At 55.1% G+C, this 14456-nt stretch carries 9 protein-coding genes and 2 pseudogenes; 3 read left to right on the forward strand and 8 right to left on the reverse strand.

Features of this window, described 5'->3' with window-relative positions; all coding sequences use genetic code 11:
- Nucleotides 1-5: 5 nt before the first annotated feature.
- The 7 genes and pseudogenes from BLV81_RS09590 to BLV81_RS23605 all read right to left on the reverse strand — a co-directional run.
- Nucleotides 6-1007 carry a branched-chain amino acid ABC transporter permease gene (locus BLV81_RS09590; RefSeq protein ID WP_369823848.1) on the reverse strand — a complete coding sequence of 334 codons (1002 nt, stop codon included), beginning with the start codon at nucleotides 1005-1007 and terminating at the stop codon, nucleotides 6-8.
- Entirely contained in the window at nucleotides 1004-1888 is an 885-nt protein-coding gene (locus BLV81_RS09595; RefSeq protein WP_092354832.1) for a branched-chain amino acid ABC transporter permease, read from the reverse strand. Before BLV81_RS09595 ends, BLV81_RS09590 begins: the two co-directional genes overlap by 4 nt.
- A gap of 232 nt (nucleotides 1889-2120) precedes the next feature.
- Entirely contained in the window at nucleotides 2121-3329 is a 1209-nt protein-coding gene (locus tag BLV81_RS09600; protein ID WP_092355075.1) for an ABC transporter substrate-binding protein, read from the reverse strand.
- A gap of 68 nt (nucleotides 3330-3397) precedes the next feature.
- Nucleotides 3398-4156 (reverse strand): ABC transporter ATP-binding protein, encoded by a 759-nt coding sequence (locus BLV81_RS09605; protein WP_092354835.1) that lies wholly within the window; start codon nucleotides 4154-4156, stop codon nucleotides 3398-3400.
- Entirely contained in the window at nucleotides 4156-4926 is a 771-nt protein-coding gene (locus BLV81_RS09610; RefSeq protein WP_092354838.1) for an ABC transporter ATP-binding protein, read from the reverse strand. Before BLV81_RS09610 ends, BLV81_RS09605 begins: the two co-directional genes overlap by 1 nt.
- A gap of 224 nt (nucleotides 4927-5150) precedes the next feature.
- The gene (locus BLV81_RS09615) at nucleotides 5151-6773 is read right to left on the reverse strand and encodes a GMC family oxidoreductase (protein ID WP_092354841.1); all 1623 of its coding nucleotides are present in this window, start codon (nucleotides 6771-6773) and stop codon (nucleotides 5151-5153) included.
- A gap of 33 nt (nucleotides 6774-6806) precedes the next feature.
- Nucleotides 6807-6920: pseudogene (locus BLV81_RS23605) on the reverse strand (methylmalonate-semialdehyde dehydrogenase (CoA acylating)); the annotation flags it as partial.
- 61 nt (nucleotides 6921-6981) lie between these two features.
- Between BLV81_RS23605 and BLV81_RS09620 the strand changes: the two are divergent.
- Nucleotides 6982-7801, forward strand: a pseudogene (locus BLV81_RS09620) (LysR family transcriptional regulator).
- 843 nt (nucleotides 7802-8644) lie between these two features.
- Nucleotides 8645-9946 (forward strand): aspartate carbamoyltransferase, encoded by a 1302-nt coding sequence (locus BLV81_RS09625; RefSeq protein WP_092354844.1) that lies wholly within the window; start codon nucleotides 8645-8647, stop codon nucleotides 9944-9946.
- Between the two features lie 84 nt (nucleotides 9947-10030).
- Here the strand turns inward: BLV81_RS09625 and BLV81_RS09630 are convergent, their stop codons facing one another.
- Complete coding sequence (locus tag BLV81_RS09630; RefSeq protein WP_092354847.1) at nucleotides 10031-12064, reverse strand: AsmA family protein; 2034 nt, start codon at nucleotides 12062-12064, stop codon at nucleotides 10031-10033.
- Nucleotides 12065-12363: 299 nt separating this feature from the next.
- Between BLV81_RS09630 and BLV81_RS23930 the strand changes: the two genes are divergently transcribed.
- Nucleotides 12364-14370 carry a DUF3300 domain-containing protein gene (locus BLV81_RS23930; protein ID WP_176992809.1) on the forward strand — a complete coding sequence of 669 codons (2007 nt, stop codon included), beginning with the start codon at nucleotides 12364-12366 and terminating at the stop codon, nucleotides 14368-14370.
- Nucleotides 14371-14456 lie beyond the last annotated feature (86 nt).

Below are 14456 nucleotides of genomic sequence, written 5' to 3' on the forward strand. Positions count from 1 at the left end.
TTACATCATCTACTTTCAGAAGACCGCTTATTCACCAAAGCAGAAATCTCGCCGACAATTCCGCGCCGGAACGCCAGCACGCAAACGATGAAAATGAAGCCGGTCACGATGGTCACCGATTCGCCCAGCCCGCTAAACCAGTCGATGTGGGTAACGGATGCGAGCCAGTTGCCGATATCGCCCAGCTTGTTTTCCAGCATGATGATGATCAAGGCACCGACAATCGGCCCGACGATAGTGCCCAAGCCACCCACCAGCGTCATCAGCACCACCAGCCCGGACATGGTCCAATGCACATCGGTCAGCGTTTCAAAGCCCAGTACCAGCGTCTTGGTGGAGCCGGCCAGGCCCGACAACGCCGCCGACAGCACAAAGGCCAGCAGCTTGTAGCGATTGACGTCGTAGCCCAGCGAGATGGCGCGCGGTTCATTTTCCTTGATGGCTTTGAGTACCTGGCCGAAGGGAGAATTCACGGTACGCACGATCAGCGCAAAGCCGGCCACGGCAATCGCCAGCACCACATAGTACAAATTCAAATCATTGCCGAGATCGATGAAGCCCAGCAAATGCCCGCGCGGTACGCCTTGCAAGCCATCCTCGCCACCGGTGAACGGCATCTGCAGACAAACGAAATACAGCATCTGCGCCAGCGCCAAGGTGATCATCGTAAAATAAATCCCCTGGCGGCGGATCGCCAGACTGCCCATCACCAGGCCGATCAAGGCACCTGCGGCAGTTCCGGCAATCAGCCCGATTTCCGTCGGCAAGCCCAGGGTCTTCAAGGCATAACCGGCAATGTAACCGGCGCCGCCAAAAAACGCAGCATGTCCAAACGACAACAAACCGGTAAAGCCGATCAACAGATTGAAGGCGCAGGCAAACAGCGCGAAGCAGATGATCTTCATCAGAAACACCGGATAAATGCCGAACGGTGCTGCCAGCAAGGCCACCAACAACAGGCCGTAGCCGATCTTCTTAGTATTCATGCTCATGGTTGCTCCGCTCATTTCTCTTTACCGAACAGGCCTGCGGGCCGGATCATCAGCACAATCGCCATCACGATAAACACCACCGTAGCCGACGCTTCCGGATAAAACACGCGGGTCAGTCCTTCAATTACGCCCAGTGCCAGACCGGTAATGATCGATCCCATGATGGAACCCATGCCACCGATCACCACAACCGCGAATACGACGATAATCAGGTTCGAGCCCATCAGTGGCGAGACCTGGATCACCGGCGCCGCCAGCACCCCGGCAAAGGCCGCCAAAGCGACGCCGAAGCCGTAAGTCAGGGTCACCATCAGTGGCACGTTGACGCCGAACGCCTCAACCAGCTTCGGATTCTCGGTACCGGCGCGCAGATAGGCGCCGAGCTTGGTCTTTTCAATCACGAACCAGGTCGAGAAACACACTGTCAGCGATGCCGCCACCACCCAGGCGCGATAGTTCGGCAGCACCATGAAGCCGAGATCGGTAGCGCCGCTCAACAGCTCAGGAACCGAAAACGGCTGGCCGGAGACGCCATAGAACGAACGGAAGATGCCCTCCACCATCAAGGTGATGCCGAAGGTCAGCAGCAAGCCGTACAGATGATCCAGCTTGTACAGCCAGCGCAGCATGGTCTTCTCGATGACGACGCCGAACAAGCCCACCAGCAGCGGCGCCAGAATCAGCATCTCCCAGTAATTCAGATTGAAATAAGTCAGGCCGATCCAGGCCAGGAATGCCCCCATCATGTACAGCGCGCCGTGAGCGAAATTGATCACGTTGAGCAGGCCGAAAATCACCGCCAGGCCGAGCGACAGCATGGCGTAAAACGAACCGTTGACGAGTCCCAGCAACAACTGGCTCATCAAGGCTTGAAAGGGAATGCCGAATATTTCCATGGCAATGTCATCAAAAAATCACTCGGGCGAGTGAATAACTATCGAACAGCGCGCCTAACAAAATATCAAACAGCGCACCGGCCTGCACATCGCATAAGGGATGTGCAGGCCGGCATCACGTTGAGATCAGGTAAACGACGCGCCAGGCATATCTTCGGACCCGCACACAACCCAGGTTCTCAAGCTTGGCTCACAACTGCAGGTCAAGCGCGGCTACTGCCGAGCTGCTCTATCATTTCCACAATCCGCACTTGCTCTCGGCCTTGGCGGTGAAAGCCTGTTCGGCTGCAATGGTCTGGATCTTGGTCAGGTAATCCCAAGGATATTTTGAGTCAGCCGGCGCCTTGACCTGAAACAGCGTCATGTCATGCACCACCCGGCCGTCCGCGCGCAGATAGGCGTTCTTGGTAAACATATCGTTGAACTTGCTGGTGCGCAGGTGGGCCATGACCTTGTCGCCATCATCCGTGCCGATCGCCTTGACTGCCATCAGGTATTGCATCGCTGCGGAATAATCGGCCGCTTGCAAACTGGACGGTTCTTTTTTCATTTTTTCGAAATAACGCTTGGCCCATTTGCGCGACTCGTCGTTTTGATCCCAGTACCAGCTGTCGGTCAGGTACATGCCCTGAGTCTGCTTCAGCGTCAGCGAGTGGATGTCGTTGATGAACACCAGCAAACCAGCCAGCTTGGCGTTCTTGGTGACACCGAATTCATTGGCGGCCTTGACCGCATTGATCAAATCGCCGCCGGCATTCGCCAGGCCGATGATCTGCGCCTTGGACGATTGCGCCTGCAGCATGAACGAAGAGAAATCGGAAGCGTTCAGCGGATGCTTGACCGCGCCCAACACGGTGCCGCCGGCAGCTTTTACCACTGCGGCCGTATCTTTTTCCAGCGAAGCGCCAAACGCATAATCGGCGGTCACGAAATACCAGGTCTTGCCGCCATGATTCACCACGGCCGAGCCGGTGCCTTTGGCCAAGGCGTAGGTATCGTAAGCATAGTGCACAGTGTAAGGCGTGCATTCTTCATTAGTCAGACGGGTGCTGCCGGCGCCGATTTCAAAGAGCGGCTTCTTCTTTTCAGCAGCAATCTTTGCCATCGCCAAAGCAGTACCGGAGTTGGTGCCGCCGATCAGCACGTCCAGTCCTTGCTGGTCAAACCATTCGCGCGCCTTGCTCGATGCGATGTCGGCTTTATTCTGATGATCGGCCGTGACCAGTTCGATTTTCTTGCCGTTGATGCTGCCGCCCATATCGGCAATCGCCATCTTGATCGCCTCGGCGCCGCCAGGGCCGTCGATGTCGGAGTAGACGCTCGACATGTCGGTGATGAAGCCGATCCTGACGACATCGCCGGAAATCTGCGCCGACGCCGGCGCTGCAAAACCGAGAGCGATGGCGCTACTCACCGCGACTGCCAAAGTCTTTAATTTGATATTCATTGTCTTCTCCATTTTATGAACGACTCGTCATCTCGCAATCGCCGAGACTCTCCTGCCTAAAACTACACACCTAATAATGCATTCAATACCGGCATCTTTTCTTCCAGCTGCGAGGACGCAAACGACTCAACGATCTGGCCGTGCTCCATCACATAAAAACGATCCGCCAAAGGCGCGGCAAAACGGAAGTTCTGCTCCACCATCACTATCGTGTAGCCCTTGGCTTTCAAGGTGGTGATCATGCGCGCCAGCGTTTGCACAATGACCGGCGCCAGGCCTTCGGAAATTTCATCCAGCAACAACAAGCGTGCGCCGGTGCGCAGGATGCGCGCAACCGCCAGCATCTGCTGTTCACCGCCGGACAGCCGCGTGCCCTGGCTATTCCTGCGTTCTTTCAGATTGGGAAACATGTCATAGATTTCGTCGACAGACATGCCCTTTTCGGTGGTCGACAGCGACGGTGGCAACAACAGGTTTTCTTCCGTCGACAAGGAAGAGAATATGCCGCGCTCCTCAGGGCAATAACCGACGCCGCGATGGGCAATCTTGTGGGTCGGCAGCCCGATCGTCTCGACCCCGCCGATCCTGATCGAGCCCTTGCGTGCGCCGGTCAAGCCCATGATCGCGCGCATGGTGGTGGTGCGGCCGGCGCCATTGCGGCCCAGCAGCGTCACCACTTCGCCCTTGTGCACGCTCAGGTTTACATTGTGCAAAATATGCGATTCGCCATACCAGGCTTGCAGATTTTCGATATCGAGCGCAGCCGTGCCTTGGGCGGCTGCGCCGACAGATGGAGATGGTGGGGAATCAACTGCAGACATCAATGTGCTCCTGCCAGTACCTCGGTAGTGGTGCCCATATAGGCTTCCATTACCAACGGGTTCTTCGAGACTTCTTCATAGCGGCCTTCCGCCAGCATCGCACCGCGCTGCAGCACGCTGATCTTGTCGCAAATGCCTGACACCACATTCATGTTGTGTTCCACCATCAGGATGGTGCGGCCGACCGATACCTTCTTGATCAGTGCCGTGACCCGATCGACGTCTTCGTGCCCCATGCCTTGCGTGGGTTCATCCAGCAGCATCAGTTCCGGCTCCATGCCCAGGGTAGTGGCAATCTCCAACGCCCGCTTGCGGCCGTAAGGTAAATCGACGGTCAGGGTATCGGCAAACTCGGTCAGGTCGACTTCCGCCAGCAATTCCATCGCACGCTGGTTCAATTGCGCCAGCGACTTACCGCTTTTCCAGAAATGGTAAGAAGTCCCCAGCGTCCGCTGCAATCCTATGCGAACGTTCTCCATCACGCTCAAATGCGGGAAAACGGCAGAAATCTGGAAAGAACGGATGATCCCCTGGCGGGCGATCTGGGCTGGCGCATCGGTGGTGATGTCCCGGCCGTTGAACAGAATCTGGCCGGAAGTCGGCACCAGGAATTTAGTCAGCAGATTGAAGCAAGTCGTCTTCCCTGCCCCGTTTGGACCGATCAGTGCGTGGATATGGCCGCGCTCGACCTGCAGGTTAACGCCATTGACGGCGGTAAACCCCCTGAACTCCTTGGTCAGGTTTTTTGTCTCCAAGATGATGTCGGTCATCTGGTCTCCTATTGATATTACTTGTTCGGAATATCGCTACCTCAAAGATGATATGGCAATCACCTTATCAGCCTTATATTTTTTTATGGATACTACCGTTGCCACTGTGCTGGAGCAATACGTAGAAATACTATACAAAAACTTTACAGAAATTAACTACGCCTGAAAAAATAGTTTGATCAATACTTGAGCCAAAAAGCCAGGTTTTGCTTATTCTTTACTTGTCAGCGGCCTTCCTTTATGAATTTTGCTGCCATTTCTGCAATCATCAAGGTCGGCGAATTGGTGTTGCCGGAAGTGATAGTCGGCATCACGGAGGCGTCAACCACGCGCAATCCGGCTACGCCTTTCACCCGCAGCTGGCTATCCACCACCGCCATCGGATCGTCGCCACGGCCCATCTTGCAGGTCCCTACCGGATGAAAAATCGTGGTGCCGATCTCGCCGGCGGCCTTGATCAATTCCTCTTCGGTCCGGTATTGCATGCCAGGCTTGAATTCTTCCGGCGCATACTTTTGCAGCGCCGGCGCAGCGATGATCTTGCGGGTCAGCAGCAGCGAAGCCGCCGCCACCTTGCGGTCTTCCTCGGTATCCAGATAATTCAGCGTGATTTTCGGCGCTCCCTCCGCCGCACCAGAGCCAATCCGCACATGGCCGCGCGAGGTCGGGCGCAAATTACAGACGCTGGCGGTGAAGGCTGGAAACGCATGCAAAGGATCGCCGAATTTCTCCAGCGATAAAGGCTGCACGTGATATTCCAGATTGGCGCTCGCCTGCATCGCATCGGATTTGGCGAACGCTCCCAGTTGCGAAGGCGCCATCGACATCGGGCCGCTCTGCCTCAGCAGATACTCCATGCCGATTTTCGCTTTGCCAAACCAGTTGTTACTCATCGTATTCAGGGTCTTGACGCCGCTCACCTTGAACGCCATCCTGATCTGCAAATGATCTTGCAGATTCTCGCCCACACCTGGCGTATCCTGCATGACCGGAATCTGATGTTGTTGCAATAGCGCCGCCGGACCGATGCCGGACAATTGCAAAATATGCGGAGAGCCTACAGCGCCCGCACTCAATAAGGTTTCGCGGCTGGCCTCGGCATGCCACTCCTTGCCGCCGCCGGAAAACTCAACTCCTTTACATACCAGCCCCTGCTCGCCGCGCTCCAGCAACAGGCGCTTGACCTGGCAACCGGTCATGATCGTCAGGTTGCCGCGGCCGCTGGCTGAACGCAAAAACGCCTTGGCTGCGTTCCAGCGAATACCGCGTTTCTGGTTGACGTCAAAATAACCGGATCCTTCGTTGTCGCCGCGATTAAAGTCGTCAACCTTGGGGATGCCGACTTCAGCCGCAGCATCCCGAAAAGCATCCAGGATTTTCCAGGACAAACGCTGTTTTTCAACCCGCCACTCGCCGCCTGCGCCGTGGAATTCATTCGCGCCGCCGTAGTGATCTTCACTCTTTTTAAACAGTGGCAGCACCTGCTCCCAGCGCCATGCCGGATCGCCGCTCAGCTGCGCCCATTGGTCATAATCACGGGCCTGGCCGCGCATGTAAATCATGCCGTTGATCGATGAGCTTCCACCCAGCACTTTACCGCGCGGATAGATCAGGCTACGGCCATTCAAACCGGCATCAGGTTCAGTCCGGTACATCCAGTCGGTGCGAGGATTATTGATGCAATACAGGTAGCCGACAGGAATGTGGATCCAGATGTAATCGTCTTTCGCACCTGCTTCAATCAGCAGCACCTTGACCGAACTGTCCTGTGTCAAACGATTCGCCAACACACAGCCGGCGGTCCCCGCGCCGATCACGATGTAGTCGTACTTGCCTGCTGTTTCCATGCGTCTCTTTCTGTTTTTAATTATTTATACTATTTATTTTGCAACCGGCATGGTGAATTCCACACCTTTCGAAATCGTCTGCGGCCAACGCTGCATGATCGATTTGTAACGCGTATAAAAACGCAACCCTTCCTCGCCATACGCGTGCGTAACGCAAAAAAAAATGGAACGGCTGATAATTAGATCACCCTGATGAAAAATTAATCAAATGGATATTACCCAACTTTACGCCTTCGTCACCGTCGCCAGAGAAGGGAACCTGAGCCGCGCTGCCGCATTACTGCATGTCGCGCAACCGGCTGTCAGCCTGCAAATCAAGTCGTTGCAGAGCAGCTTGAATCTGCAATTATTTACACGCATCCCCAGCAACATGACGTTGACCGACGATAGCATCAAGTTACCACCATTTGCCGAACGTACAACCGCTGCCGTATCACAGTTACGTCAACAAGCAGACAGCCTGCATTCCAACAGCTCGTAAATACTGAGCGAAAAAAACTCGCAATCGGTACGATTCTCGATCCTGAATTCATCCGGCCCGGCGTTTTCCTCCAGCGTTTGGCAGAAAGTTATCCCCAGCTTTCTGCACTTTGCAACACAGCATGCCTGACGATGTACAGCGGTTGATCAGATCAGGCCATCTCGATGTCGGCTACTACCTCGGTACGCCAAACAAAACTTTCCATCGGCTCACACTGACACAATTTACTTACTGCGTGCTTGCACCATCCGCTTGGAACAGCCGTGTTTCCGGAAAAGACTGGCCGGCTTTGGCTAAATTGCCGTGGATCTGGACTCCGCCGGAGTCGGCCCATCACCGTTTATTCGGTAAAACCTTTGCTCAATGCAAAGCTACTCCAAATAAAGTTGCGTCAGTTGCCTTACCCGAAGCACATGCTCATTGCCTGGTCATTTCAGATACGGTCGATTTATCGACCCAACTTTCATTTATTACCCTGGATAAACGTAAAAACGAAGCAGTTACCGTTGCCGTACTTGCCATATTGAAGACGATTTGGGGAAATTAATGCCTTAAAAGCATTTTTTAGAGAGGAAATTCCCCATTTTTTGGAAAACCGGTTTCTTCAGCTTTGTATTTAAAGATTTATATATATAAATAGTAGTAGTAGTTAACCACCTGCTTTTCTGTGGATAACACTAAATTTGACTATTCATTCAAGCACTTATGACTTGGATAAAGGCTGAGTAAACCTTGTATCTGGAAAGAACATTTCTTGGATAAAAAATAGGGTGTGGATATCTAACTCAATTATTCACAATGGATTCCAGTAGTTATCCAAAGACTTATCCACAGTTGCTTTCCTACATCTCCTTCTTTTCTACTTTCGAAGTAGATGTCTTTTGTAAACTCCCAAAAAAAGAACATGAACAAAAAACCGAATTTTTTTGAAAAATTGGTTTTTTAACTTCTTTTTGTTAATTATTTTTTTAAAGCAACTTCAAAAGAAAAAGCTTTTCGGTTTTGTATTTAAAGATTTATATATATAAATAGTAGTAGTAGTTAACTACCTGCTTTTCTGTGGATAACACTAAATTTGACTATTCATTCAAGCACTTACGACTTGGATAAAGGCTGAGTAATCGGTGTATCCCTGAAGAATAGTTCTTGGATAAAAAGACAGCTGTGGAAAACTATCTCAGATATCCACAATTGAAAAACACGATATCCACAGCTTTATCCACAAATTCGAAAAATTTGCCGGTTTACCGATGTTTTTGAGCCCAGGCCGACAATTTTTAAGAAAAATTTTCTTCTGCCTAAATAATGAGCAGCACCTAAGAAAAGAAAAATCTGGACAAGCGAAATTCAAAGCTTTAATGTACGCATAGCGTAGATAACGGAGATGCGAATGAGCGATCAACAGACTTTTCTCCGCGATGCCATGCGTCGCATGAACCTTACCAGGGACCTTTTCTCCGACCGTATCGGTGTTCGCAAACGCGCACTGGATACTTGGTTGCTCCCGGAAACATCTGGGGAATTCCGGGTCATGCCCGACATTGTCAGCAAATTCGTCAACGAAATTCTGGCGAGCGGATTGCTGCAACCGGTCTTAACGCAGAGCGTATATATGCATCAAGCAGGTGCGCCGCTACGCGAGCAGATTTCCCATAACGGCAAACCGCAACTCCTGTCGGTAGACCAGTTTTCACGCGACTCGCTCGAACAGCTGTTCCGCGTGACGGACATCATGCAGCCCATTGCAAGGCGCCAGAAGGTGTCGCGCATCCTTGAGGGTGCCGTGCTAGCCAATTTGTTCTTTGAAGCCAGCACGCGCACGCGTATCAGCTTTGGAGCGGCTTTTTGCCGGCTAGGCGGCTCGGTATGCGATACCACCGGCTTTACCTTCTCTTCCATGACCAAGGGCGAGTCGATTTATGACACCAGCCGCGTCATCAGCGGTTATGTCGACGCGCTGGTGGTCAGGCATCCGGAACAAGGAGCGGTCGACGAATTCGCCCGCGCTACGAATATCCCGGTGATCAATGGCGGTGACGGCCCTGGCGAGCACCCGAGCCAGGCGATTCTCGACCTGTACACCATACAGCGCGAATTCTCGCGGCTGGGGAAGCTGATCGATGGCGCTCACATCGTCATGGCCGGCGATTTGAAGTACGGCCGCACCGTGCATTCGCTGATCAAGCTGCTGGCGCTGTATCGCGGCCTGAAGTTCACCCTGATCGCACCGCCCGCGCTGGAGATGCCCGCCCATATCCTGAACCGCATTGCACGCGGCGGCCACGTGGTGGAACAATCAACGTCCTTGGCGCAGGGGTTGAAAGGAGCCGACATCGTGTATGCCACACGGATCCAGAAGGAGCGCTTTGCCGATGAGGCAATAGAAGGCTATACCCCGGATTTCCAGATCAACCAGGCGCTGATCGACGCCACCTGCGGCGCCGACACTATCGTCATGCATCCCTTGCCGCGCGACGGCCGGCCCGGCGCCAACGACCTCAGCACGGATCTCAACCACGATCCGCGCCTGGCGATCTTCCGCCAGACCGACAATGGCATACCGGTAAGAATGGCGATCTTCGCCACTTTGCTGGGCGTGGAGAACCAGGTGCAGCATTCGATGCGCGATGTCAGCTGGCGTTCGCCGCACCATGTCGGGCCGGACGATGCAGTGTTTGACGGATTGGAATGAAGGGGGATTGAACATCGGCTGCCGGACTACGGTTCAGGTAATCCGGCAGCTTGCGGCTGGATAAATCAGCTGTAGTGCGCCGCCCTAGTGCGCTTTCGCTTTCTTTTGCGGCATAGTCTTGCCGGCCGGAGGCGCTACCGGTTTCTGCCTGGCTTCCGCCAGCAAACCGGCGCAATCGCTCTGTTGATCCGGGCTGATATTAATCAAAGGCAGCACAGCCGTCACCGGCGCCAGCACAGCCAGCGCAACCGCGCCGCCAGCCTTCAACGCCAGTACGCCCTTGTCCACCCCTACGTCGGGGTTCTTGAAGCTGCCTGTGACGTGTATCGGCGTTCTCAGCGTGAAAATCCGCAACCCCTTGGATTTCGGATGAATGATCAGCGCCAGCGACTCCTGGGCCAGATTGATCTGGCCATCAACGTTGATGACCGCATCGTCGGTATCCATCACGAAGGTGCGGGTGTCCATGACGCCATTGGTCACGGCAAAATCGCTGGCCAGGCAATTCAGCTTGACCTGCTTGTCGCCGAACAGCTTGGTAATCACTATATTGCCGATATTCAGGCCGGCCGCTTCCAGCACGAACTTGCTGATGGAGCCTTGGTTGATGACGGTTTTCAGCTCGCCGTTCGCGCTGCCCAGCAGGCTGGCGACGGAATTGCCGACTGCCGATAGCGAGGCATCGCCGTTTATTTCGCCCAGGCTGGCCTGGGCCGATTCCAGAGTAGGGAACAGCTGCTTGATTTTCAGATGCCGTGCCGAAACCTTCATCTCAGCCTTGATCAATTTATTGCCGCCATCGAGCTTGATGGTGGAAATCAGGTTACCGCCCGCCACGCCGAAATTCAAAGGCGTCAACGACAGCACGCTATCTTTCAAATGCAGGTCCGCCACCAGATCCTGGATCGGCAGCTCTTTGTCGCGGATAATTTTGCGGCCGGTGAATTTGACATCGGCATCGATGCTGCCCCAGCGCGCGGTGTCGAACTGCTCGACCGGCAACACCTTGTTGCCAGGCTGAGCCACGCCGTCGCCGCGATTGGCTTTGCTGGCATTCGAGTCGGCGCCGATCAGCGGCGCCAGATCCTGCAGCCTGAGCTGGTTGGATAGCAATGTGCCTTTCAACAACGGCCGCGGTTTCCGGGCGATATATTCGAATGTGCCGGACAAATCGCTGGAACCGACATGGCCGCTGAACTTATCGTAGGTCCAGTCGCCGCCGGCACGGCTGATCTTGCCGATCAGCCGTCCTTCGGTGGCAAATGGCGGCGTCGCCGGCAGCACGATGCCGGTCAACGGGTACAGGTTAGACATGCTGGCGCCGGACAGCTTCAGGCGCAGGTCGAGCGCCGCCAGGTCGCTCGGTTTGGTCAGGGTTCCCTGTATAGCAATCGCGGTCTTGCCGACATGGACGCTGGCTTGCAGCGGATACGGCTTGCTGGAATTTTGCAACGACAGCACGGCGCCGGCTTTACCCTCGCCGCTGACAGCGGCCTGGTTAAACGTGCCGCCGACTTTCCAGCCGATGCCGTAACCCTCTGCGCTGATGGCCGGCAGACTGTCGATATCGGCCTTGATGTCGATCTTGCTGACCGGATCCAGCAATCTCACCGTGCCCTTGGCCAACACCAGTTTCTGCAGTTCCAGCTGCCATGCCGACGGCTCGCTCGATTTGAAAGTCCAGTTATTGGCGCCATCCGGCTTGCGCTCCAATGCGATGACCGGTGCGTTCAGCTCCAGCGAAGGCAATACGATATGGTGGGCCAGCAAGGGCAAGGGGCTCAATGAAAATGTCAGCTGGCCGATCTCTGCCATATGCGGGCCGGTCTTGGCCCAATCGGGATTGTCGAGCACGATATCGTTGGCGCTAAGACGCGGCCAGGGCACCCAGCGGCGCCAGCTATCCTGGCCGGTTTGCGATTTTTCCCAGGTCAACGACAGATCGCCGCGAATCGCAAAGTTGCGTCCGATGGCCTCGCTGACACGTTCGTTGAGCCATGGCTTGGCGCGGTTCCAGTCAAACGTGAGCAGCAATGCCGTACACAGCGCAATCAAACCAGTCAGCGCGGCAATCGACCATAACAGTAGCCGCGCGGGCCGAAATGTAGGGGTAGTCATGGATTTGTGATCGGCATCGCGATGGAAAAGTTCAATTTGGCAAGTATCCTGTTTGTAATGTTTGCTGTTTCGGCAATATTAAATCGATAAATGATTGTATGCCATCGTCCGTGTCAGCGAGACCTGATGAAGAAACGTTAACTGAAGATACAGGCAGATTCGGCCCGATCATTGGCAGAGTGTGAGTAAAGAGTGTGAGACATGCAAGAGTTTGTAACCCCTTGTTGCATGGACAATCCGCCGTGCTAGCTTGTAACTACTAACCATCTACTATTTATTCCTCGCTGTCGGGAGCAAAAATGCAAAACAATAAAACCCCATTGGTGCTGATGCTGAGCGCGTGCGTAGCATTGCTGCCGCTCGCGGGTTGCGATAAAAAAGCCGACACCGCACCAGCGGCGTCGGCGCCGCAAGTGCCGCAAGCACAAGCGGCTCCAGCGTATGTTCCGCCAACCGCCGAGCAGCTATACCAGCTGGTCGGCCCGATCGCCTTGTTCCCTGACAAGCTGGTGGCGCAAGTACTGGCAGCATCCAGCTATCCCGACCAGGTGACGGCTGCCGACAACTGGCTGGCGCAGAACCGGAATCTGAAAGGCAGCCGGCTGCAGGACGCCGCCAATCAACAACCCTGGGACGTCAGCGTAAAAGGCCTGACCCAATTTCCTAGCGTGCTGGATCAGATGGCCCGCAACATCCCCTGGACCTCCGCTCTCGGCGACGCCTATGTCAACGATCCTGTCGATGTGATGAACGCGATTCAGGTGATGCGTCAGCGCGCCGCCAGCAGCGGCAACCTGAAAAACACTAAACAGCTGCGTATCGCCGTGAGGCCGCGCGCCGAACCGGCGCCGGCTTACGACTATGCGCAAGCACCCGGTGAGCCGCAGGTGTACGACGGCCCGGAAATGATTCCGCCGCCGCCGGAAACCATCGTGATTGAACCGGCCGAACCGGACGTAGTGTATGTACCGGCCTACAATCCCGGCGTGGTCTACGGCGAGCCGCTGCCGGTCTATCCCGGCTATGCCTACGAACCCGCTCCTGTGTATTACCCGCCTGGCGAAATTGTGACTGCCGGCGTGATTACGTTTGGGCTGGGGATTGCAGTCGGCGCCGTTATCAGCCATCACGACTGGGGCTGGAATTCCTGGGACGTGCATTGGGGCGGCCGCCCTGGCGGCGACGGTGGCGGCGGCAACTGGAATGGCGGCCACTGGCACCGGCCTGCGGTTGTGTATAACGACAATACTTACGTGTCGCGTTCCACCACGATCGTCAACCGCGTCACCAATAACGTTACGAATAACAATACGGTGATCAATAACAATAGTAATAACAACAATAACAACCGCTTCAACAATAACAATAATAACAACAACCGCAATAATTTTGGCGGTCCTGCCAACAATCCCGCGTTAGCCAATGGCGGGCGCCCTGGCCAGCCAGGCGGTGGCGCTCTCAATTTCAATGCTGCCCGGCCTAACTTCGGTGCGCAGGGAAATCCTGTACAACCGCAGATGAATCCACAGATGAATCAGAATGCTGCGCCGTTTGCCGGCAATCCCCGGCCGAACCATCCACAGCCGGATTTCAACCACATGACCAAGCCTAATTTCGGCAAGGTTCCGCCAGGCGCAAACGGTGTCGACGCTGCGCCAAATCTGAATCAATTGGCGCGCCCGGGATTTGTCCGGCCGGCGCCAAACCAGCCGCAAGCCGGCGAACAGGGCCATCCGGCGTTCGGCCAGCCTGGGCAAAACGCAAGGCCGATGCCGAATCAGCTACAGCAAAACGCGCAGAATCTGCACCCGGCTCCGCCCAGGAATCTGGAAGCACAAAAACCCGCGAACCTGAACCAGCACCCTTTCGGCGGCAATACGCAAAGGCCGAACATCAACCGCCCTGCCGCGCCAGAGATGGCAAGGCCGCAGCCGCAGCCATTTCAGCCGCCGCAGAATGTGCAGAATCGGCAGCCGGAACAGTTCCAGAACAGGCCTAACGGCGGCCAGCAAATGCATCAGGAAATGAATCGGCCGCCGGCAAATCCTGCTCCTCAGGTATCGAATCGCCCGGAACCGCGGCCACAACCACAACCGCAGATACAAGTGCGACCGCAGCCTCAGCCTCAGCCTCAGCCGCAAATGCAACCACGCCCGCAGCCTCAACCTCAGCCGCAAATGCAACCACGTCCGCAGCCTCAACCTCAGCCGCAGGTCCAGCAGCCACATCCGCAGCAGAAAAATCACGAGCAGGAGCATAACAATGGCGGTATCCATCTCCAAAAGAAGGAAGACGATCACAAATGAGCGCACTGAAAAAATGTAATCGGAACGGCCGGAGCAGCCAGGCATAAACCGTCGTTCAACAAAAAAGGCTGGCTGAACACGCGGTT

It is taken from the genome of Collimonas sp. OK242 (assembly GCF_900107095.1).
Classification (GTDB): Bacteria; Pseudomonadota; Gammaproteobacteria; order Burkholderiales; family Burkholderiaceae_D; genus Collimonas.

What these genes read in the sequence shown, in the direction of transcription:
- BLV81_RS09625 (WP_092354844.1), top strand. Translation starts at nt 8,645, where the DNA reads ATGAGCGATCAACAGACTTTTCTCCGCGATGCCATGCGTCGCATGAAC.
- BLV81_RS23930 (WP_176992809.1), top strand. Translation starts at nt 12,364, where the DNA reads ATGCAAAACAATAAAACCCCATTGGTGCTGATGCTGAGCGCGTGCGTA.
- BLV81_RS09615 (WP_092354841.1), bottom strand. Translation starts at nt 6,773, where the DNA reads ATGGAAACAGCAGGCAAGTACGACTACATCGTGATCGGCGCGGGGACC.
- BLV81_RS09630 (WP_092354847.1), bottom strand. Translation starts at nt 12,064, where the DNA reads ATGACTACCCCTACATTTCGGCCCGCGCGGCTACTGTTATGGTCGATT.
- BLV81_RS09590 (WP_369823848.1), bottom strand. Translation starts at nt 1,007, where the DNA reads ATGAGCGGAGCAACCATGAGCATGAATACTAAGAAGATCGGCTACGGC.
- BLV81_RS09610 (WP_092354838.1), bottom strand. Translation starts at nt 4,926, where the DNA reads ATGACCGACATCATCTTGGAGACAAAAAACCTGACCAAGGAGTTCAGG.
- BLV81_RS09605 (WP_092354835.1), bottom strand. Translation starts at nt 4,156, where the DNA reads ATGTCTGCAGTTGATTCCCCACCATCTCCATCTGTCGGCGCAGCCGCC.
- BLV81_RS09595 (WP_092354832.1), bottom strand. Translation starts at nt 1,888, where the DNA reads ATGGAAATATTCGGCATTCCCTTTCAAGCCTTGATGAGCCAGTTGTTG.